The organism is Aquitalea sp. FG25, assembly GCF_057809375.1.
The window spans coordinates 43491-65914 of sequence record NZ_JBMDJV010000016.1; the positions used below are offsets into that span (position 1 = coordinate 43491).

Consider the following 22424-nt stretch of genomic DNA (forward strand, 5'->3'; position numbering starts at 1 on the left):
CGCTGGACCAATCCTGTCGCCTGCTTCATTCCCTGCGCTGTCCGGCAGTGCTGAAATCTGGTGCGGCTGGCTGTCTTCCATCGTGTCCGGCATGGCAGCCATGCTGCCGGGCCGGGACTGTGGTCTACCCAGATACGACGTGCGTTGTTCCGGGACATCTAAACATGCGTGCCAGGCATCGCTGGCAGACTGCGGTCATCTATTCCCCATGGCCGTTGCCCACCGGTCCGGACGTGGCAGGCAGCACCTTGCGCTGCAACAACAACCACCCGTTTCACCGCCAACGCTTTCGAAGAATATTTAATGTAAATCAAGGATTACGATAGGGAGTTAGTGGTATTGAAAATAACTACATTCCGACGCCAAGCTGTCTTGAAACGACATCCGGTCGAAAAATGACAATTCTTCATCCCCCTCAGTAAAATCAGGCCTTTAGCCACCCCTTGCGACAGCCTGAGCACCGTTCATGGCTGTCGTAAAAAAACAGCAATAAACAATCAGCTCATTCTGTTAATACAGTGTATTTTCCTGATGCAGCGCACCAATCGCATAAGCGCAGGCTTTTTCCCTACTTAAAAGATATAAAGCAAGAAAAATGCCTGTTGCCGAAACGACAAGCAGGCATCAAGGGAGCCACACGAGCAGCCTGCCGGGGAAGCAGGCCGAGGGGAAATCAGCGCTCGGACAATCAGCGGTCCACCACCAGATCGCTCAGCGGTTTGCTGCAGCAAGGCAGAAAATAGCCCTGGTCGACTTCACGCTGGCGGATACCGCCTTCGTGCTGCATGTCCACCTTGCCTTCCAGCAATTTGGTCTTGCAGGTGCCACATACCCCACGGGTGCAGGAGGCGGGCAGGCGCATGCCCTTGGCCAGCGCGGCGGCCAGTACGGTTTGCCCCGGTGCGACCGACAAATCGTCACCCATCTTGGCAAAGTGCACATTGAAACCGCCGCCCTCGCAGCTGGCGGATATTTCGTCCACCGCCTCATCCGGCGCGGCGGCGGCCAGCTCGGCAAAATTGAAGCTTTCTTCGTGGTAGTGCTGCATGTCAAAGCCGCAGTCCTGCAGCATTTGCCGCACCGAGGCCATATACGGGGCCGGGCCGCAGCAGAACACCTGGCGCGCCATCAAGTCCGGCACCATGTGCAGCAGACGCGAGGCGTCCAGTCGGCCGGTAAAACCCGGCCATTCCGGCTCGCCCTGACGGTTTTCACAGACAATCGCCTGACTGAAGGTGGGATGGCTGCTGGCCAGCTGCGCCAGTTCCTTGCGGAAAATGATGTCGCGCGGCGAGCGCGCGCTATGCACGAATACGATATCAGCACCGCTGGACAGGTCGGTCAGCGCCCGGCTCATCGACATCAACGGCGTGATGCCGCTGCCAGCGGACAAGAACAGATACGGCGTGCTGGCATGGCGTACATAGGTAAATTCACCGGACGGCCCCAGCACGTTCAGCTGCATGCCGGGACGAAGCACCTCGTGCAACCAGCCGGAAACCACGCCGCCGGGAATGCGCTTGACCGTGATGCTGACCCGGTCTGGCCGGGTGGGGCTGGAGGACAGGGTATAGCAGCGGTTGACGCTCTCACCACCGATGTCCAGTTCCAGCGTGATGAACTGGCCGGGCTGGTAATGAAAACGGCGCGGCGGATCGGCACGGAACACAAAGGTTTTGACGTCGTGGGTTTCCTCACGCACCTGCACGCACTCCAGCGTGCTGTCTTCACCCGGCTGCCACCACGGCAGATCGGCGGGCTGGGGGTGGGTGTCCGCTTGGGGGTGGATATGCGGATGTGTGCTGGCGCTGCTCATGGCGATTCCTTTGCTGGCTGGCTGATCGCCCGTTGGCGGGCTGTTGCTGTAAGACCCTATAACAAAACCCCGCGCAAGCGTTGCGCTGCCTTGCCGTACTTCATGTACTGTCTGCAACGGCGCGCCTTGGCTCGGGTTCTCTACACGGTTTTGTTAACGCGTCTATAAGTGGCAGGCTGCGCCAGGCAGCCTGCCGTTTACTACGTTTTACTAAGCTGAAAACCGGATCAACCCTGCTCCAGCCCCGCTTCCAGGCGGCCGACATACCAGCTGGTGAATTTTTCCACCAGTTCTTCGGTATACGGCGAGTACGGGCCAGGACGGTAGGAGGAGCTATTCACCCCCACCTGCGACTCTTCCACCAGATGGCGGTCCTGACCGTTGGTGGCGTTCCACACGTGGGTGAGGTTGGCTACGTCGTAATCCACGCCTTCCACCGCGTCTTTGTGCACCAGCCACTTGGTGCGTACCAGCGTGGTGTCCGGGCTTAGCGGCAAGACGGTGAAGGTGACGATGTGGTCGGCCATGAAATGGTGCCAGGAGTTGGGCTGAGTCCAGAAGGACAGGCCACCCGAATCGGCATCCTTGATGTCGCCCAGCAGCTTTTTACAGGCTGCGCCGGTGTCCATGGTTTGCGACTGGCCCTTGCGGTCCAGCGGCATACGCATGGTACGAAAGCCCGATACGTCGGACAGCTTTTCGATTTCCGCCGACGGCAGGCCACAGGACTCCCAGCGCGCATGGCTGTCTTTGACGATGTTTTCGTAATTGGCCAGGCCCGCCGCCAGTTCCGCCTTGGGGGCAAAGCCATAGCTGTAGGCATACAGCGAGATGGTGAGCTCGGGATGGTTGCCGGTGCAGTGATAGCACTCACGGTTGTTTTCCATCGTCAGCTTCCAGTTGCCCGCCTCGATGATGTCGATCTGGGCGGCAACCTTGGTGTTTTCAATCTGGTGCGGGGCGATATAGGGGCCCATCTGTTCCAGCATCTGGTCGATGTCGGCGGGCGGCTCATCGGCCAGGCAAACAAACAGCAGACCTTCCAGATTCTTCAGATGCACCGGCTTCAGGCTGTGGTGCGTCAGGTCGAAGCCTTCGGGCATGTGGTCGGCAAAAATCAGCTTGCCGGCCAGGTTGTAGGTCCACTGGTGATACGGACAGACCAGATTGCCCACCGAGCCTTTTTCATCGGCGCACAGGCGCGAGCCACGGTGGCGGCAGACATTGTGGAAAGCCTTGATCTGCATGTCGTCGTCACGCAGGATCAGAATGGGTTCCTTGCCGATTTCCACAGTGACGTAGTCGCCCGGCTCCGGGATCTCCGCCGCCACCGCCACGTAGAGCCAATGGCGCTGGAAGATGTATTTGAGGTCGGCATCAAACACTTCCTGCGAATTGTAAAACGGGGCTTCCAGACTATGCCCCGGCTGGCGGCGGGCAACCAGCTCGCGCAGTTTGTGTACCGGCTGGAAGCTAATGGCGCTCTCTTGCATTTCACTCATCTCCAAAACAAGTTTTTGCTCAGGCATCCTGCTAGCCGGTGGGTGGGGTGCTGGTCGGATGCTGCGGGGTTGTTGTCAGAAATCGACGAGCTGATGTTGCCTGAGGTAATCCAGCACAACTTGCGCTTTCTCGACAGAATCACCCTGTTTTACGACCACCCCGGCAGCCTTGCCATCGCCCCCGGCAATCGCCCCCTGCATACGGGCATGACCGCTGACCTTGCTGGCGGCCACCAGCGCGCGTGCGCGACGGGCAGGTTCCAGCACCACCGGGGCCAAAGCCGCGCCAGTGGCGGCTTTGCGCTTGATCTTGCCCTGTTGCAGCCGGGCATAGCTCCAGCCCGGCGCGGCGGCCGCGCGCGGGTTGACACTGGCCACCAGCGGCAGGCTGGCCTGCAAGCTGCGCCGCACGCCCTTGGGCAGCGCCTGCACCGCCTGCCATTGCTGGTCGGATTTGGACAGATCCAGCACATCCGGCAGCAAGGCTGCGCCCAGTTGCTCGGCCAATTGGTAAGGCAGCAGGCCGGAACCATCACCCCCACCGGAACGCGCGCCACACAACACCATGTCCACACCCTGCAAGGCCGTGCCCAGCGCAGACAGCACATCACTGTCCGGGCGCAGGCTCAGGCTGTGGATATTGTCAGCACCGCGTGCCAGATAATCGGCCAGCGCGGCATCGTCGGCGGCACCGGCATACCAGACTTGCAGCTGACCGGGCAGGCGCTGCGCCAAGGCCAGGGCGGCCAGATCGGCCTCACCGGCACAGGGACGGCCACTGACCGGATGGACGGCGGGGGTGACCAGAACGGCTATTTTCATTGCTGCTTCTCCTTACGCTCGCGCCGCACCAGTTGTTCAAACGCACTGATGAAGGACTGACAGTCGTCGATGATGCTGAGGTCGGCCCGTTTGATCATCGGCGCGGCGGCATCCAGATTCACCGCAATCACATGGCGGCAGGACTTGATGCCCTGCAGATGCTGTACCGCACCGGAAATGCCCAGCGCGATATAAGCACTGGCCTGTACTGTTTTGCCGGTGGCGCCCACCTGCTTGTCGCGGGTAAAGCGGCCATCGTCCACCGCCACGCGGGAAGCCCCCACCGCAGCGCCCAATGCCTCGGCCAGCGCAAGAAAGCCCGGCACATTGCTGACGCCATTACCAGCCGAGACAATCAGATCGGCCTCTTCCAGCGCCAGCTCGGAAGCCGGACTGGCGGCACTGCCCAGGTCCTGCACCTGCTCGCGGATGGAAGGCAGGGCAGCGGTTTGCAGCGGTTCGCCCTTGCCGACAAAGGGCAGTTTGGCTTCGGCCACACCACGCGCCAGCAACAGCACTTGTGCGCGTTCGCGCAGGCTGAAACCGGCACCGGGCTGGCGGCGGCGTACGCCATCGGCGGCGATTTCCACCACATCGGTCACCACCGACAGCCGGGCGCGACAGGCAAAGCGGCGGCCCAGGTCGGCGTCCTCGCCACGGTCGGCAAACAGCACCGTGTGCGGGCCTTCCTGCTGCAACAGTTGTTGCAGCAGGGCCAGTTTTTGTTCCGGTGCGTAGCCGGGGTCGGCCATGGTCAGCGCGCGGTCCACTGCCAGTTCGGCCAGCGCTTCCGGCGCAGCGCCTTCCATGCCGTACAGCAAGGCCAGCACTTCGCCATCCTTGCCCGCCAGAATGGCGGCGGCGGCAATGGCTTCGCGCGCCGCATCATCCAACTGGCCACGTTCGGCATGGGCCACCACCAGCAGGCGCTGGCTGAACGGCCCGTTACTGCGCAGCGGCTTGTGGGCCGGGCCGTGGGCCAGCATGGCGGCATCGCGGCTGCCGCTGTCATCGCCCAGCACAATGCGCTTGAGGCCGCTGGGCCCCAGCACCCACGGGCGACGCGGGTCAATGCGCGGAATGGCCTGGGTAGAAAAATCCATCACTTTCTCCTTGTAAGCAGCAGCGGACGGGGCGAAGCCTGTGCTTCGGCCCCGGCCCGCCTCAGGCCAGGCGTTCGGCCACCAGTTCGGCCAGTTCGATCACATCGGCCCGCTCACCCACCACGCCTTCCAGCATGGCCGTACAATTGGGGCAGGCCACCGCTACCCGGCCGGTGCCGGTTTCACGGATGTCGTCCATGCGCATGTCGGGAATACGACGCTGACCGGGAATATCGGTAAAGGCCGCGCCACCACCCCAGCCGCAGCAGCGGGCGTCGCGGCCAGAGCGCTGCATATCGACAACTTTGATGCCAATGCCCTTCAGCACATTGCGCGGCGCATTGAAGCCATCGTTGTAACGGCCCAGATAGCAGGGGTCGTGGAAGGTCAGCGCAGGCAGCGGCGTGGCATCGGCCTTCAGCGGAATGGCACGCCGTGCCAGCAGGTGTTCCAGCAGCTTGCTGTGGTGCCATACCTCAAACTGGCCACCGAAGGCCGGGTATTCATTGGCCAGGCAGTGGAATACATGCGGGTCCGGCGTGACGATGCGCTCAAAACGGTATTGCGCCAGCGTGGCGATATTGGCCTGGGCCAGCCGCTGGAAACCGGCTTCGTCGCCCAGACGGCGCGCCACGTCGCCGCAGTCGCGCTCGGCTGCGCCCAGTACCGCCACTTTCACGCCAGCAGCTTTCAGCACTTTCACCAGGGCGCGCAGCGCACGCTGGTAACGCATGTCGAATGCGCCCTCACCCGCCAGCAGCAGCCATTCGGTTTGTTCGCCCGGCTGCAATACCGGCAGGTCCAGATCAATCGCCCAGTGGTAACGCACCGCCAGCGGGTAGCCGCCCACGGTGTCGGTATTGCGCAGATTGGCCAGCGCCTCGCTGCCCTTGCCCGGCACTTCGCCACGGCTGAGGGTGACGTGACGACGCAGGCTCACCACGGTGTCCACATGCTCGATCAGCATCGGGCAGTTTTCCACACAAGCGCGGCAGGTGGTGCAGGACCACAGCGTCTCCGCCGCCAGCACGCTGCCGACGATGTCCTCGCCCGGCTTCACCACTACGGCGGACTCACGGCCCGGATGCGGTTTGCCAGCATAGGCCGGGTCGGTGCCACGGCTTTGCGCCGCCACCATGTCCTGGATCAGCTTTTTCGGGTTGAGCGGCTGACCGGCAGCATAGGCCGGACAGGCGGCCTCGCACTTGCCGCACTGCACACAGGCATCAAAGGACAGCAGGCGGTTCCAGGCAAAGTCCTCCACCTTGGCCACGCCCAGCTCGCCAGCGGCCAGATTCAGCGGCTTGAGGTCGGAGGATTTACCGGCAAAGCGTTCGGCACGCGGGTGAAAGGCCAGATGCAGCAAACCGGCCACCGCATGTTTCATCGGCCAACCGAGGCCAATGCCCAGTGCCAGTTCGGCACCGCCCAGCGCCAGCATCAGCAGCGCCACCACCGCAATCAGCTGCCCGGCCATGCCCAGCTGCGGACCGGCAAACAGCAAACCGGCGGCCAGCAGACTGCCCAGCGCAAACAGGCGCAGACGGGCGGGCAGCACTTGCCAGCGGCCTTGCGACAGACGTGGCGGCGCTTGCAGGCGACGCGCCTGCATCATGCGCGCGCCCAGCAGCATCACCGCCGCCATCAGCACCAGCAGTACATCCAGCCAGCCCTGGTACAGCATCAGGCCGTAGTTGAGCGCCGACAGCAGCAGGATGGCCACGCCGCCACCGGCGGCCGCCACGTGGGCGCGGGCCACGGCGGGCTCGCGCGCCACCACGTGGTGGATATCGACAAAATAGCGCTTGGGCATGGCAAACAGGCCAAGCCAGGACACGCTGGCGCTGCGCCCCTGCTGCCACAGGCTGGCGCGTCTGGCCAGGCCACCCAGCAGCAGGAGAGCACCCAGCCAGAACAGTCCGGTCAGGGCATGGGCAAGGGAGAAGCTCATGTCAGAAATCCTTCACCAGACGCAGGGCGTCGTAGATGGCACCGTGGATGTTGTGCATGGAAATGCAGTCACCCACGCGGAACAGCAAAAACTCGCCCGCCGCCAGCGGCTGCGACAAGGACGGCTGCGGCTGCGAGGCAAACAGGGTGTGGACGTCGGTCTGACCCTGGTTTTTCGACTGCTCCTTCATGTCCCAGTACAGGCTGTCATTGGGCAGGATGCCGTTTTCAATCACCACCTGATCCACCGCCCGTTCTTCCAGCGCTTCGGTGTATTCGTTGCGCAGCACGGCGATTTTCTTGTCGCCCTCGGCATACACCTTGTCCAGCCAGAAATTGGGGGTGGGGATGATGCCTTGTGCGTACAGGCGGCGATAGAAGATCGGGAAAGTCGTGCCGCCGGTGTCGTCGCCCACTTTTACGTCCGGGGTGACAATTTCCACCGTGCTGCCACGGCTGGACAGGAAGTCGGCCACGCCGAAACCGGCCTGGGTGCTGACGGCGTCATACACCAGCACATTCTTGCCCGGCTCCACCTTGCCGGACAGGATGTCCCAGCTGCTGACCGCCACGCCCTCTGCCACGCCCCAGTCCGGCACCTGGCTGGTATAGGGAATACCGCCGGTGGCCAGCACCACGATGTCGGGCTTTTCCGCCAGAATCATCGCCTTGTCAGCAGCCACGCCCAGACGGCGATCCACGCCCAGACGCTGGGTTTCCATGTCCAGCCAGCGAACGATGCCCGCCATCTGCTCACGCTGCGGGGCCTTGGCCGCGAGTACGATCTGCCCGCCCACCTGCGGCTGCTTCTCGAACAGCACCACCTCATGGCCACGCTCGCGCGCCACGCGGGCGGCTTCCAAGCCTGCCGGGCCAGCACCTACCACCACCACCTTGCGCAGCTTGTCCGCCTTGGCAATGTCGTGCGGCATGGTGGCTTCGCGGCTGGTGGCGGCATTCTGGATGCACAGCACGTCCTGGCCGTGATACTGGCGGTCGATGCAGTAGTTGGCACCTACGCACTGGCGGATCTGGTCTTCCTTGCCATCGCGAATCTTGATCACCAGATGCGGGTCGGCAATATGGGCGCGGGTCATGCCCACCATGTCCACCATGCCGCTGGCCAGAATGCGCTCGGCCTGCACCGGGTCGCGAATGCTTTGTGCGTGCATCACCGGCACTTTCGATACCGACTTGATACCAGCAGCCAGATGCACAAACGGCTCCGGTGGCAAGGCCATCGGCGGCATGCAGTTGGCCAGGGTGTTATGGGTATCCGCCCCGGAACCCACTACCGACAGGTAGTCGATCAGGCCGGTTTCCGACATGGCCGCCGCAATGTCCTTCAACATGTCGTGGCTGAGGCCATCTTCGTGGAATTCGTCGCCGCACATGCGCAGACCGACGCAAAAGTCCGGCCCCACTTCCTCACGCACGGCATTGAGCACTTCCACGCCAAAGCGCAGACGGTTTTCAAAGCTGCCGCCCCATTCGTCGGTGCGGAAGTTGGTACGCGGGCTCCAGAACTGGTCGATCAGATGCTGGTGGGCGGCGGAAATCTCGATGCCGTCCATCCCGGCGGCTTTTACCCGGCGCGCAGCCTGGGCAAAGTCGGCAATGATGCGGCGGATTTCATGTTGCTCGATCACCTTGGCATTGCCACGGTGTACCGGCTCGCGAATGCCGGACGGGCTGACCAGATGCGGCCAGTGCTCGCCGTAATAACTGGAGCGGCGGCCCATGTGGGTGGCCTGGATCATGATCTTGGCACCGTGGCGGTGCATGGCCTCGGCCAGCCGCGCCAGCGGGTCGATGATGGCGTCGGTGGCCAGATTCACCGATTTCCACCAGCTTTGCGGGCTGTCGATGGACACCGGGCTGGAACCGCCACAAATAGCCAGGCCCAGGCCGCCCTTGGCCTTTTCTTCGTAATAACGGATGTAACGGTCGCCGGGCAGGCCGCCCGGCTCGGCATACACCTCGGCATGCGCGGTGCTCACCACGCGGTTGCGCAGCGTCAGCTTGTTCAGGGTAATGGGCGCAAACAGGTGCGGATAGCGCATGGGACGACTCCCGGCTTACAAGGGATGAACGGTGAAAATGCAGTAGTCGGCACCCAGGCCGGCACACTGGCTTTCGCGGCTGACGGTGCGGTAGTCATGGCCCAGGTTTTCGCCCACCCAGTCCATGGCACCGGCAAACCAGCCAGCAAACAGATAACAAGCCATGTGTTCGCTCTGCGGCGCACCGGCCACGCCCTGGGCCAGCACAAAACAGGAGTTGTCCAGGCGGATGCTGGCATTGCCGGTCACTTCGTCCGCCTCGATAAAGCTGAACTGGCCCCAGCCGCGCTGCGACAGGCGCGACAGATAGTGTTCGAACACTTCCATGCCCTTCAGGCCGTGGGTTTGCGCTTCGCTGCCACACCAGAAGTGGGCGGAACGATAACCGGCTTCGTACAGCGAATCGGCATATACGCGGCGGCCCAGTGCCGCTTCGATGGCCAGATGGTTGTTGATGAAGAAATGGCGCGGCACATACAGCATGGGCAGGCCGTTGGTACTCCAGACGCCGGTGTCTGCGTCTACGTCGATGGGAAGTTGAGGTTGCATGCCACTCTCCTGAGCAAGATGGGCGAGTCTGTCCGCCATTGCATGCATGTTGCCGGACACCCTTTATCCGCTGTTCAGCGCTTGCGACAGGTATTTGCCCCATACCGACCAGGCGGTCGCTCCCGGACAAGCCATGACCGTAGCGCTAAGCAATACACCATGGCCCAACGCTTCCAAATGACAGGAAAGCAGCAAACACCACCAGACATGGCTTGGCAGCCTGTGGTATTGCCGGTGTCGCGCGGTCCGACGCCATCCTGTTTACTGCGCTTGGCTGCGGGTTGGCCATTGCGCTGAGGCTGTATCGCCGCAGCGCTGCGCCGTGTGCTGCAGACCGGCCCGCTGCCTGCAAATTCGGCCAGTCCAAGCTGGCTGCCAATCGGGGCATATTCAACGGTCATGAAAACCGGGCGGCTCGCCGCCGTCCTTCTCTTTGTCACTAACCCGGTCCATCACCATGCATACCATTACCAACGACGGCACCCGCCTGTTTCTCAGCCGCATGGGGGACAGGGGTAGCCCGCCCCTGATTCTTGCCCATGGCACCTTTACCACGCAGCGCAGCTGCGCCCCGCTGGCCAGCCACCTGGCGGCACGTGGCTGGCAGTGCTGGTTGTTTGACTGGCGCGGCCATGGCCACAGCGATCAGCCCCGTACTGCCTTCGACTTTGAAACCCTGGCCAGTCAGGATGTCCCGGCCATCATGCGGGTGGTGGAGGAAAACTGCGGGCCACTGCGGCCATTCTGGCTTGGGCATTCTGCCGGTGCGGTGATCGCCAGCATGTGGCTGGCCAGACAGCCGGCAAGCTGCACCCGGCTGGCTGGTTTGCTGATGCTGGCCGCCCAGGCAAGCAGCCAGCAGCGCAGCTGGGTCATGCAGCAAAAGATTCGCCTGATTTCCTGGCTGTTACCCTTGCGCCGGCAAATTGCCAGTGGCTGGATGCCACTGGCTACCGAAGCGGAAAGCAGCCGCCTGCTGCGTCAATGGTGCAAGTGGAATCTGCAAGGCCTGATGCAGGGCAAGGATGGTTTTGATTACCTGGCCGCACTAGACAGGCAGAACCTGCCGGTGCTGGCGCTGGCCGGTGGCGGCGATGACTTCATTTCACCGCCAGATGGCTGCCGCCGTTTGCTGGAAAGCTTTGGCAGCACCAGCAAGCGCTATGTGCTGTGCAGTCAGGCACAAGGCTTTGTGGAAGATTACAGCCACGAACGGCTGCTGCTATCAAAAAATGCCAAGAACGAAATCTGGCCCCTGCTGGAAAACTGGCTGCACCAGCATGCTCATCAGTCCCAAGCGCCGGCATCCGATCAGGAAGCCCCCTTTCTGTACCCGCCAGACGGGCAGCCACCAGCACACCTCAACGTTGATGACACTGATTTGCAACAGCAGCTTTAACCGCAGTACAGAAGCCAACAGCCCGCCGCCATGAACCAGGCAGCGGGCTGTCGCCATTCAGGCCGTTATCAGTGCGTCCACTCGTTTACCTTGGCACCGTTGGCCTTTACCCAGCTGTCGGCTGCGGCTGCCGGTTTGGCACCGTTTTCCACATCCAGCATCACCTTGCCGATTTCCTCCGGCTTCCAGCGGAATTTCTTGAAGAAGGCCACCACATCCGGCGCCTTGGCGGTCAGGCCGGGGTTGATCACGCTATCCACATGCTCGGCATCGCCGTACACCTTCTGCGGGTCTTCCAGGAAGCGCAGCTTCCATTTGGCAAACATCCAGTGCGGAATCCAGCCGGTGACGGCAATGGACTTCTTGCTGTTGATGGAGCGGGCCAGCTCAGCTGCCATGCCGGTACCGGAGCTGGGCAGCAGGGTGTAGTCCAGCTGGTATTTCTTGATGGCTTCTTCGGTTTTCTTCATCACCCCGGCACCAGCGTCAATGCCGACGATACGGCCCTGGAAAGCGGCCTTGTTGGCGTTGAGGTCGGCAATGGAATGGGCGGCTACATAATCAGGCACGATCAGGCCGATCTTGGCACCGGGATAATTCACCCCCAGGTCCACCACCTTGTCCTTGAACTGGCTGTAATACGCCTCGTGGGTGGTGGGCAGCCAGGCCGACAGGGTGGCGTCCAGGTCGCCACGCGCCACCCCCTGCCACATGATGCCCGCTGCCACCGGCACGATTTCCACCGGATAGCCCAGCTTGTTACGGATGATGTTGGCGGCCACATTGGTGGTGGCTACGCTATCAGACCAACCCTCTACATAGCCGATCTTGATGGTGGGCTTGTCAGCCGCCTGGCTACAGAATGGCAGGGCCACACCGGCCAGCAGCAGGGCAAGAAAATGACGTTTCAGCATTGCGTTCTCCAAAGATAGACAGGTTGAATCAAGGATGAACATCACAGAGCGGGTGCGGTGCCATCATGGCACCGTGTTGTCAGCCCGCTTCCGTTACAGCACGGCACCTGGGTCGGCATGAGGCAGCCCGGCGTTCTCGTTGTAAACGGCAGCCCGGCACAGGCCGGGCACCATGTGGCAAAAGAATAAAAAAGCGGGGTCTTGCAACCCCGCTCAAGGCTCAACACCCCCAGACGTCTGCAAATACACGGAGCCAGTTTTCACCCAGCACCTTGCGGATCTTGCCTTCGGACCAACCCGCCTTTTCCATGGCAGCGGTCAGATTGGGCGTTTCGCCGATGGTGCGGATGCCTTCCGGATTAAGAATGGTGCCAAAGTTGGTCAGGCGGCGATGACGGCCCTTGTCGTGGGTAATCCAGTCGAAAAAGCCCTTGTCGTAGCCCTGGGTGAAGTCGGTGCCGTAGCCCACGCAGTCTTCACCCACCAGGTTGATGATGTAGTCCATGGCTTCGACATAGTCGTCCACCGTGGCTTCAATACCGCGCTTGAGGAAGGGCGGGAACATGGTGACGCCGATGAAACCGCCATGGTCGGCAATAAAGCGCAGTTCTTCATCGCTCTTGTTGCGCGGGTGTTCTTTCAGGCCGGAGGGCAGGCAGTGCGAGTAGCACACCGGCTTTTTGGATTCCAGAATGGCCTCGCGCGAGGTGTTGCCGCCCACATGGGACAAATCCACCATGATGCCCACGCGGTTCATCTCATTAATCACTTCGCGGCCAAAGCCGGACAGGCCGCCATCGCGCTCGTAGCAGCCGGTGCCCACCAGGTTTTGCGTGTTGTAGCACAGCTGCACCACGCGCACGCCCATGTCGGCAAAGGCTTCGATATAACCCAGGTTGTCCTCGAAGGCGTGGGCATTCTGGAAACCCAGGATGATGCCGGTCTTGCCCTCGGCCTTGGCGCGGCGCACGTCTTCCGTGGTGCGCACCAGGGTGAGGATGTCGCTGTAATCGCGAATCTGCTTTTTCATGTCCGCGATATTGCCCACGGTATCCTGAAAGCCTTCCCATACCGACACGGTACAGTTGGCCGCCGACAGGCCGCCACGGCGCATGTCGTCAAATACCTCGCGGCTCCATTTGGCGATGATCAGCCCGTCGATGACCAGGGCGTCCTGATGTAGCGTCGTCATGCAAATACTCCCGAAAAAGATGAATTAACAACCAGCGGCTCAGGACACCTCGGCCAGCCGCACGTGCACGGTTTCCGGCAGGCGCAAGCCGCCTGCCAGCGCAAACAAGGCAATCAGCATCAGATAAACGGCGGGTGCCAGATGGCTGCCGGACACATCAATCAGCCAGGTCGCCATCAGCGGCGCAGTACCACCAAAAATGGTGTAGGCCAGGTTGTAGCTGATGGCCCCGGCGGTATAACGGATGCGGGTAGGAAAACTTTCCGACAGCAAAGGCGCCGTCACCACGCCGGACAGCACCGCTGGCAAGGCCTGCAACATGCCGCCCAGCACCGCCAGCCACAGCTGGCCGCTTTGTGCCAGCCAGAACGAGGGAAAGATGGTGAGCACAATCAACACGCACACCGTACCCATGCTGCGCCGCCGCCCTACCCGGTCCGAGTAGCGCCCGGCCAGCGGACACAACACGGCGGCAAACAGCAGGGACAGCACCGACACCAGCAGGGCATTGCCACGGCTCATGCCCGCCACCTGCTGCAAATAGGTGCTCAGATAAGTGGTGAAGGTATAAAACGACAGCGCCGTCACCGAGATAAAAGCCGACAGCCAGGCAATGGATCGGCCATGGCTGGCAAAGGCCTGGCGCAGCGGCGCGTGCTCGGTTTGCTGACGCTGCTCCAGCGCCTGGAAGGCCGGGGTTTCCGCCAGCCGGTTACGCAGATACCAGCCCACCAGCCCCAGCGGCGCGGCAATCAGAAAAGGCAACCGCCAGCCCCATTCCGCCAGCGCCTGCGGGCTAAGCCACTGGTTAAGCCCGTACACCAGCACGGCGGCGCAGGCAAAGGCGGAAAAAGTGGACACCGGCAAAAAGCTGCCATAACGGGCGCGGTGATGGCTGGGCGCATGTTCCATCACATAGGCGCAGGCCCCGGCATATTCGCCACCGGCAGAAAAACCCTGCACGCAGCGCGCCAGCGTCAGCAGCACGGGCGCGGCCAGCCCGATGCGGGCGTAGTCCGGCAGCAGGCCGATCAGCGTGGTGGCACCGGCCATCAGCAAGATGGTGATGGCCAGCGTGCGCTTGCGGCCAATGCGGTCGCCCAGCATGCCAAACACAATGCCGCCCAGTGGCCGGAAGGCAAACGCCACCGCGAATACGGCAAAGGTTTTCAGCAGGCTGATGTCGGCGCTGCTACCCGGAAAAAAGTGCTGGGCAATTACCGTAGCCAGGAAACCATAGACGGCAAAGTCGAACCACTCGACAAAATTGCCAACCGAGGCGGCCAGAATCACCTTGAACAACACTTGCTGCTCGGCACGATCAGTCATGCTGGCTCCCGATCAAGCCGGATCGACTTCGATATGATTTGAAGTGCATGCTTCTCTCCTGAGCAAAATGGCCAAGTCTGTCCGCCATTGCATGCATGGTGCCGGAGACGCTGCCGCTGCTGTTCAGCGCTTGCGACAGGTATTTGCCCCATACCGACCAGCCGGTCGGCACAGGACAAACACCGCCGCCACACTGGCTAAGCAAAGATGCCTGAAGGAAACATAAGGACGGGGACCGGGCTGACAACAAAAACCGGCCCTGCCCGTGGGGCAGGAACCGGCGTGGTTTCAGGCCAGAATCAGGCCAGAATCAGACTGGGCCTGGGCGCAGCCAGCTGGGCAAACAGCGGATGGTCACTACGCGCTTCCAGCTGGCACACGGCAAAGCCGTAAGGCTGGGCGGCGCGGCGCAGCAGACGCCACACATAGTCGGCAAAGCTGCGGCGGAACACCACAAACACGCCGTCGGTATCCAGGCGAATCACCTGTACCGTGGCCTTGCCCAGCACGGTGCTCACCATGTGGCCTTGCGGGATGGATTCAAAGTCGTACACCCCCAGGTGGCGCAGCACGGTGATGTGCTCGGTGCCACCCAGCCAGGCCAGGGTCAGGCCGCCGCTGGAATCCACCGTCTGGGCAAACAGCTGTTGCGCGGCAAAACCGGCATCCAGCTGTGCAGTCCAGTCGGCCAGACGCTGACGGTGACTCACCAGCAGCCATTCGTCCGGCGAGGTCCACATCAGTACGCCTTGCGGGCCTTGGCTGACTGCCCCGGCCTGCAGCGGCAGGGCCAAGCCGGTGACTTGCTGCACCAGTTCGGCAAAACCGGCTTCGGCGGTATCGCCACGCAGCACGGCATAGCCCAGGTGCGGCAGTTCGTTACACCAGATGCGGCCATCGGCACGGCGCGGTTGCGCCTCGGCATCCAGCTTGAAGTGTTGGAGCGGCGACTCCATGAATGGTTGGAAACCTTGCTTAGGCATGTTGACGCACCCCTTCCTTGTCCACGAACACTGACGACACCACCTGCGCTGGCACACTCTTGCCATGCGCCCAGACGAACACCGTGTCGCCCTCACGCTTGCTGCCATCCTTCAACACCGCCATGGCAATGGAGCGGCCCAGGAAGGCACTGTGATAACTGGAGGTGACATGGCCCTGCATGGCAGCCGGCACCGTGTCATCGGTATTGCTGAGAATCTGCGCGCCTTCGGCCAGTACCACTTTCGGGTCCAGCGGCAGCAGGCCCACCAGCTGTTTGCGGCCCTCACCGGCAGTGTGTGCACGCAGCAGCGAACGCTTGCCGAGGAAGCTGAACGGCTTTTTCATGCCCACCGCCCAGCTCATGGCCAGATCGTTCGGGCTCATCGAGCCGTCGGTGTCCTGACCCACAATGATGAAGCCCTTCTCGGCGCGCAACACGTGCATGGTTTCGGTGCCGTAGGGGGTAATGTCGAACTCGGCACCCGCCTTCATCACTTCTTCCCACATATAACGTCCGTAGTTGGCATCCACGTTGATTTCGTAGGCCAGCTCACCAGAGAAGCTGATGCGGAACACCCGTGCTGGCAGCCCGGCCACGGTGCCGCTGCGGCCATCCATGAACTTGAAGGCGTCCTTGTCGAAATCGATGTCGCTGCACAGCTTTTGCAGCACCTTGCGGCTGTTCGGCCCCACCACGGCCACGGTGGCCCAGTGGTCGGTGGTGGTGGTGAAGCGGACTTTCAGCTCCGGCCATTCGGTTTGGTGCCAGCGTTCCAGCCAGCTGTACACCCGCGCCGCGCCGCCGGTGGTGGTGGTCATGTGGAAGTGGTCGTCTGCCAGGCAGGCGGTCACACCGTCGTCCATCACCATGCCGTTTTCGTCCAGCATCAGGCCGTAGCGGCACTTGCCCGGGTCCAGCTTGCTCCAGGCATTGCTGTAGATGCGGTTGAGGAATTCACGTGCGTCCGGGCCCTTGACGTCGATCTTGCCCAGGGTGGAGGCATCCATCACGCCCACGCTGTTACGGGTGGCCAGGCATTCGCGGTTCACCGCAGCGTGCAGGTCCTCGCCCGCCTTGGGGAAGTACCACGGGCGCAGCCACTGGCCCACCACTTCGTACTCGGCCTTGCGCGCATCATGGCTGGCATGCATGGCGGTGTAGCGACGGGCATCGAAGGTTTCGCCCACGTGGGGCCCGGCCAGCGCCCCGAAGGTGACCGGGGTGTAGGACGGACGGTAGGTGGTGGTGCCTACTTCGGCGATGGGTTTGCCCAGTGCTTCGGCGGCAATGGCAAAGCCGTTGATATTGGACAGCTTGCCCTGATCGGTACCAAAGCCCAGCGCGGTATAGCGCTTGACGTGCTCGATGGAGCGGTAGTTTTCGCGGATGGCAGTGTGAATGTCCGCAGCCGCCACATCGTTCTGGTAATCGACAAAGGCCTTGGCACCATGGCCTTCCGGCTTGCCGTCCGGCAGGCGGAAGATGGCACGCGGCGCGGCCACTTCTTCATGGGCGACAGCCGGGGCCTTGCCGGTGCTGCCACGGCCATGGCCCAGCAGCAGGGTAGCCACGGCAGCGTGGGTCTGGCTCAGTGCGTCGGACAACTCCCAGCGGCCAGTGATGGCACCGACGCAGGCAATGTTTTCGCGGCCTTCATCCGGGCAGACAAAGGACAGCTGCTGCTGATTCCACACCGGTCGGCCACCGTTGTGGCAGAACAGATGCACGGTGGAGGTGAGGCCGCCGGAAGACAGCACGGTATCCACACTCAGGCGCGGGCCGGAGCCGACTACCTGATTATTGCGACCATCCAGCTTCACCAGCTGTACGCCGCTGACGCTCTTGTCGCCCAGCACCTTGACAATGCCATGGCCCAGCAGCAGTTCGGCACCGGCGCTCTTCAGCGCTTGCTGACGCCATGCCGCCGCCCCGCCCTGACGGGCATCGGCCAGCGTTACCTTGACGCCGGACAGCACCAGGTCCAGCGCAGCTTCGTAAGCGGCATCGTTTTGGGTTTGCACCAGTACTTCGCGGCCCACGGCCACGCCGTAGCGGTTGAGATAGCTGTGACCGGCGGCGGCAGTCATCACGCCCGGCACGTCGTTGTAACCGAACACCAGCGGGCGTTCGATGGCACCGCTGGCCAGAATCACCTGATGGGCGCGGATCTTGTGCAAACGCTGGCGCGGCAGCGCGGCATTGCGCTCGGTCAGCGGCAGGTGGTCTTGCAGCAGTTCTACCGCCTGTACCAGATTGAGATCGTGCAGGGCAAAAGCAGTGGTACGCGGCAGCACGGTGACATTCGGCAGGCTGGCCAGCTCGGCCAGACGCTGGGCTGCCCAGTCCATGCCGGACAGGCCGTCGATGCGGCTGCGCCGCTCGGTCAGCAGCCAGCCGCCCATTTCGGCCTGCTCATCCACCAGCAGGGTTTTCAGCCCGGCACGGCCTGCCAGCGTGGCCGCCCACAGGCCAGCCGCACCGCCGCCCACTACCAGCACATCAATATGATGATGCAGGTGGTCGTAGCTTTCCGGGTCGGCTTCGGTCGGGGCGTGGCCATAGCCAGCGGCCTTGCGGATGAATTTTTCATAGAAGGGCCAGGCTTTCACCGGCTCCATGAAGGTCTTGTAGTAAAAGCCCGGCGGCATGAAGCGGCCAAACTTGCCCAACAGGCCCTTGAGGTCGAAATCCAGCGAGGGGTAGCCGGTGGTGCTGCCCGCCAGCAGGCCCTGGTACAGCTCCACTTGCGTGGCCTTGAGGTCGGGCACGGTATGGGCGCCGGTTTCCAGCTGGATCAGCGCATTGGGCTCTTCGGCACCAAAGCCGACGATGCCGCGCGGACGGCCATACTTGAAGCTGCGGCCAATCAGGCGCACGCCGTTGGCCAGCAGGGCCGAGGCCAGGGTGTCACCGGAAAATGCCTTGTACTGCACATTGTCGAAGACAAAGCTCAGCGGTTTCTGACGATTGATGCGCTCGCCGGGGCGATGAATGCGATAGCCGCTCATGCTTGTTCCTCCAGATACAGTGCCTTGCCGTCGGCCAGCGTCCACGAACCGGCAATTTCATAGCTGACGGTGTGACGCTTTACCGCAAACACCTTGCGGCAGCCAGCCACGTGCTGCCATTGCTCCCAGTGCCAGCCACGCGGGTTTTTGCGGTGGAACACATAATCGCCCCAGGTGGCGTCGTCTGCTTCTTCCGGCACCGCCGGGCGGGCGATAAAGGCTTCCCCGGCATAGCTGAATTCTTCTTCTTCCCGCGCCTCTTGGCAGTACGGGCAGGTAATGATCAACATGAGCCTCTCCCTAGTGAGCCACGGCTGCTGCGCCGTGCTCGTCGATCAGATGTCCGGTGGCAAAACGGTCCAGCGAGAACGCGCGGTTCAGCGGGTGCGGATCGTCATGGGCGATGGTGTGGGCAAACACATTGCCCGAGCCCGGCGTGGCCTTGAAGCCGCCGGTGCCCCAGCCACAGTTGAAATACAGGCCCTGGATGCGGGTTTTGCTGATGATGGGGCAGGCGTCCGGCGACACATCCACAATGCCGCCCCACTGGCGGTTCATCCGCACGCGGGAGAAGGACGGGAACATCTCGATGATGGCGGCGGCGGTGTGCTCGATCACATGCGGGCTGCCGCGCTGGCCATAGCCCAGATAGCTATCGATACCGGCACCGATCACCAGCTCGCCCTTGTCGGACTGGCTGACATAGCCGTGCACGGCGTTGGACATCACCACGGTGTCGATACAGGGCTTCATGGATTCGGACACAAAGGCCTGCAAGGGGTGGCTTTCCAGCGGCAGGCGCAGCCCGGCCATCTTGGCCAGTACCGAGGAGTTACCTGCCGCCACACAGCCCACGCGATCGGCCATGATGTCGCCCCGGCTGGTATTCACGCCCTTGATGCGGCCACCTTCAATGATCAGGCCGGTGACTTCGCACTGCTCGATAATGTCCACGCCCAGCTCGGACGCGCCACGGGCAAAACCCCAGGCCACTGCATCGTGCCGCGCCACGCCGCCACGCGGCTGGAAGCTGGCCCCCATGATGGGGTAGCGGGTGCGGTTGCTGATGTCGATCAGCGGCACCATGTCCTTGATTTCCTGCGGCGTCATCACCACCGCGTCCACGCCGTTGAGCAGGTTGGCATTGGCGCGGCGTTCGATGTCGCGCATGTCCTGCAGGGTGTGGCCCACGTTCATCACACCACGCTGGCTGAACATCACGTTGAAGTTGAGGTCCTGCGACAGCCCTTCCCACAACTTCAGGCCGTGTTCGTACAAGTGCGCCGCCTCATCCCACAGATAATTGGAACGGATGATGGTGGTGTTACGTGCGGTGTTGCCGCCGCCCAGATAGCCCTTCTCCAGCACCGCCACATTCTTGATGCCGTGCTCCTTGGCCAGGTAGTACGCCGTGGCCAGGCCGTGGCCGCCACCGCCGACGATAATCACGTCGTAGTTTTTCTTCGGCTGCGGGCTCTTCCAGGCCGGCTGCCAGCTTTCATGATGCTTGAGCCCGTTCTTGATCAGGCTCCACAGGGAGTATCGGTTTGCCATCTGCGGCTCCAGCGGGGTGGATGTATTCGGACAAGGCCCATTCTCCAGACCTGAGCCCCAAGCCGTTTGGCTGAAAAGGACAAGCACTTGCCCAGACACGACACTCCGTCACATGTCTGAAATGGACGTAAAGCAGACGTTTTAGGGCCAGTCAGCCAAGCAGCCAGGCCTTAGGGTTAGCGCACACACCGCAGGCAACACGCCCGCCGTACTACAAGGGAAGACCGCTCATGAAAGCCACCGCACCGTCCTACATCCTCAGCTTCACCTGCCACAGCGCCTCCGGTCAGGTGGCCCGCTTCTCCGCCCTGCTGGAATCGCAAGGCTGTTATATCGACGAACTGGCCGTGTTTGACGATGCCGTCAGCCAGCGTTTTTTTGTACGTTGTGTGTTTCACCCGCAAACCGAAATATTCGACCCGGCGCGCCTGCACCAAGGCATGCAGGACATGCGCAGCCACTACCAGGACCTGCGCTGGCAACTGCAGGACCGGCGCGAACAGGCGCGGGTGATGATCATGGTGTCCAAGCTGGACCACTGCCTGAACGACTTGCTATACCGCCAGAAAATGGGCGACCTGGACATGAGCGTCACCGCCGTAGTGTCCAACCACCGCGATCTGGCCCCGATTGCCGAAGCCTACGGCCTGCCCTTCCACCATCTGCCGCTAGACCCGGCCAACAAGGCCGCGCAGGAAGCCGCGCTGTTGGCGCTGATCGAGGAAACCGGCTCGGAGCTGGTGATTCTGGCGCGCTACATGCAAGTGCTCACCAGCGCCACCTGCGCCCGCCTGTCCGGCCGCGCCATCAACATCCACCACTCCTTCCTGCCCGGCTTCAAGGGCGCACGCCCGTATCTGCAAGCACACGAGCGCGGGGTGAAACTGATTGGTGCCACCGCCCACTACATCACCGACGACCTGGACGAAGGCCCCATCATCGAACAAGTGGTGGACCGGGTAGACCACGCCTACACCCCGGAAGACCTGCAAGCCACTGGCCGCGACATGGAATGCCAGGCGCTGGCCCGCGCGGTGCGCTACCACCTGGAACGCCGGGTGTTCCTCAATGACAACCGCACGGTGGTGTTGCGCTAAAAATCCGCCTGGCTGGATAGCGGCACAATAGCGACAGCCCAGGCCAGGCACCCGCTGAGCAAGCAGAAGCAAAAGACGGCGGCCATCCGGTGCAATACACGCACACCGGCTACCGCCGCCGTTTTCCCCAGCATCACTGCCACGGCACGCAGGCACATCACAAATGACATTGTGCTAAAATGAGCGCTTCACCCGTGCATCGCCCCATCCCCCGGTGGCGCTGCGCGGTATTGCATTCATTTTGATCATGCGGACTTTATGGCAAACCTATTGAAACAGCGATGGCGCACCCTGCTTGCCACAGCCCTGCTCTCTGCAGGCATGGCCCATGCCGCAACAGCGCACACCGCCAGCCCGCCACTGGCCATCACAGTCAGGTTTGATTTCTATCCTGAAGACAGCACACGGATGCACCAGCTGGAAAAGAAACTGCAACGGGCGCTACAGCGCGCCCAGGTGGGAGAACTCGGCGAAACCGAATTTCATCTGGATGGCAACGAAGGCTTTCTTTACCTGCTTGGCCCGGATGCAGAACGGCTGTTTGCCGTGGTTGGCCCCATCCTGCAATCATCCGCCCTGATGCAGAATGCCGAAGTGGAAGAACGCGACGCCCGGCACAAGAAAACCTTCTTGCTTAAGCCGGACTCCGCACGATAATGCCCCTCCCCGCCCGCAACACGCCGCCATGCAAACCAGCAAAACACCCCGTGAGGGATGCCCGGTGCCCAGCAAAAAATACCTAATGGCGTTGGCAGCCATGCTGTCACTGCTAACCGCATCCGCCTTTGCCGATATCCGGAACGGAAAAAACCTTTACCAGAGCCGCTGTGCCATTTGCCATGGCGAAAACGCCAAAGGCAACGGGCCCTTGGCCCACAAAAGCACACCGCCCACCCCGGATCTGACAACAACAGCCTTTCAGCAGCGCCTGGCCAATTATCCCGGCCTGATTGTCTCCTCCATTGTCCTGCGTCCCAATGGCGATCTGATTCCCAGAACCCTGCGGGAAAATGGCATCAAACTCGCCCCGCACGCGTGGACGGTGCAGGACTTGCGTGATGTAAATGAATACCTGCGCAACATGATGAACAAGCACTGAAACCGGCGTACAACGCAAACACGCCAACAGGACAAACCCGGT

The 22424-nt window shown here is 62.2% G+C and carries 18 protein-coding genes; 4 read left to right on the forward strand and 14 right to left on the reverse strand.

Features of this window, described 5'->3' with window-relative positions; translation table 11 throughout:
• Positions 1-688: 688 nt before the first annotated feature.
• From ACODR9_RS14930 to ACODR9_RS14960, 7 genes are all read right to left on the reverse strand, one after another.
• Positions 689-1816, reverse strand: a complete 1128-nt coding sequence (locus ACODR9_RS14930) for an FAD-binding oxidoreductase (protein WP_488810207.1) — start codon at positions 1814-1816, stop codon at positions 689-691.
• A 227-nt stretch (positions 1817-2043) separates the two neighbouring features.
• Positions 2044-3309: an aromatic ring-hydroxylating oxygenase subunit alpha gene (locus ACODR9_RS14935; RefSeq protein WP_488810208.1), complete on the reverse strand. Its 1266-nt coding sequence runs from the start codon at positions 3307-3309 to the stop codon at positions 2044-2046.
• 84 nt (positions 3310-3393) lie between these two features.
• Complete coding sequence (locus ACODR9_RS14940) at positions 3394-4140, reverse strand: electron transfer flavoprotein subunit beta (RefSeq protein WP_488810209.1); 747 nt, start codon at positions 4138-4140, stop codon at positions 3394-3396.
• On the reverse strand, positions 4137-5243 hold the full coding sequence (locus ACODR9_RS14945) for an FAD-binding protein (RefSeq protein WP_488810211.1): 1107 nt from the start codon (positions 5241-5243) through the stop codon (positions 4137-4139). Before ACODR9_RS14945 ends, ACODR9_RS14940 begins: the two co-directional genes overlap by 4 nt.
• Positions 5244-5304: 61 nt before the next feature.
• On the reverse strand, positions 5305-7194 hold the full coding sequence (locus tag ACODR9_RS14950) for a DUF3483 domain-containing protein (protein ID WP_488810212.1): 1890 nt from the start codon (positions 7192-7194) through the stop codon (positions 5305-5307).
• Between the two features lies 1 nt (position 7195).
• A complete protein-coding gene (locus ACODR9_RS14955) occupies positions 7196-9256 on the reverse strand; it encodes an oxidoreductase (RefSeq protein ID WP_488810213.1) in 2061 nt (686 codons plus the stop codon).
• 15 nt (positions 9257-9271) lie between these two features.
• Positions 9272-9805 carry a DUF5943 domain-containing protein gene (locus tag ACODR9_RS14960; RefSeq protein WP_159874999.1) on the reverse strand — a complete coding sequence of 178 codons (534 nt, stop codon included), beginning with the start codon at positions 9803-9805 and terminating at the stop codon, positions 9272-9274.
• A 457-nt stretch (positions 9806-10262) separates the two neighbouring features.
• On the opposite strand from ACODR9_RS14960, the gene ACODR9_RS14965 reads away from it, so the two are divergent.
• Positions 10263-11204, forward strand: a complete 942-nt coding sequence (locus ACODR9_RS14965) for an alpha/beta fold hydrolase (RefSeq protein WP_488810214.1) — start codon at positions 10263-10265, stop codon at positions 11202-11204.
• Positions 11205-11272: 68 nt separating this feature from the next.
• Here ACODR9_RS14965 and ACODR9_RS14970 read toward each other — a convergent pair whose 3' ends face one another.
• From ACODR9_RS14970 to ACODR9_RS15000, 7 genes are all read right to left on the reverse strand, one after another.
• Positions 11273-12118, reverse strand: coding sequence for a glycine betaine ABC transporter substrate-binding protein (locus ACODR9_RS14970; RefSeq protein WP_488810215.1), 846 nt, complete (start codon positions 12116-12118; stop codon positions 11273-11275).
• Between the two features lie 220 nt (positions 12119-12338).
• Positions 12339-13310 (reverse strand): dipeptidase, encoded by a 972-nt coding sequence (locus ACODR9_RS14975; protein ID WP_488810216.1) that lies wholly within the window; start codon positions 13308-13310, stop codon positions 12339-12341.
• Positions 13311-13349: 39 nt separating this feature from the next.
• Complete coding sequence (locus ACODR9_RS14980) at positions 13350-14639, reverse strand: MFS transporter (protein ID WP_488810217.1); 1290 nt, start codon at positions 14637-14639, stop codon at positions 13350-13352.
• Positions 14640-14938: 299 nt separating this feature from the next.
• Complete coding sequence (locus ACODR9_RS14985; protein ID WP_488810219.1) at positions 14939-15595, reverse strand: sarcosine oxidase subunit gamma; 657 nt, start codon at positions 15593-15595, stop codon at positions 14939-14941.
• 19 nt (positions 15596-15614) lie between these two features.
• Entirely contained in the window at positions 15615-18632 is a 3018-nt protein-coding gene (locus ACODR9_RS14990) for a sarcosine oxidase subunit alpha family protein (RefSeq protein WP_488810220.1), read from the reverse strand.
• Complete coding sequence (locus tag ACODR9_RS14995; RefSeq protein ID WP_488810221.1) at positions 18629-18922, reverse strand: sarcosine oxidase subunit delta; 294 nt, start codon at positions 18920-18922, stop codon at positions 18629-18631. The genes ACODR9_RS14990 and ACODR9_RS14995 overlap by 4 nt, the downstream gene beginning before the upstream one ends.
• A 10-nt stretch (positions 18923-18932) precedes the next feature.
• The gene (locus ACODR9_RS15000) at positions 18933-20186 is read right to left on the reverse strand and encodes a sarcosine oxidase subunit beta family protein (RefSeq protein WP_488810223.1); all 1254 of its coding nucleotides are present in this window, start codon (positions 20184-20186) and stop codon (positions 18933-18935) included.
• 230 nt (positions 20187-20416) lie between these two features.
• Between ACODR9_RS15000 and purU the strand changes: the two genes are divergently transcribed.
• The 3 genes from purU (at position 20417) to ACODR9_RS15015 (ending at position 22382) form a co-directional block, all read left to right on the forward strand.
• Positions 20417-21283, forward strand: coding sequence for a formyltetrahydrofolate deformylase (gene purU, locus ACODR9_RS15005; protein WP_488810225.1), 867 nt, complete (start codon positions 20417-20419; stop codon positions 21281-21283).
• A 270-nt stretch (positions 21284-21553) separates the two neighbouring features.
• Positions 21554-21940 (forward strand): hypothetical protein, encoded by a 387-nt coding sequence (locus ACODR9_RS15010; RefSeq protein ID WP_488810227.1) that lies wholly within the window; start codon positions 21554-21556, stop codon positions 21938-21940.
• Positions 21941-22040: 100 nt separating this feature from the next.
• A complete protein-coding gene (locus ACODR9_RS15015; RefSeq protein ID WP_488810228.1) occupies positions 22041-22382 on the forward strand; it encodes a c-type cytochrome in 342 nt (113 codons plus the stop codon).
• The last annotated feature ends 42 nt before the right edge of the window (positions 22383-22424 follow it).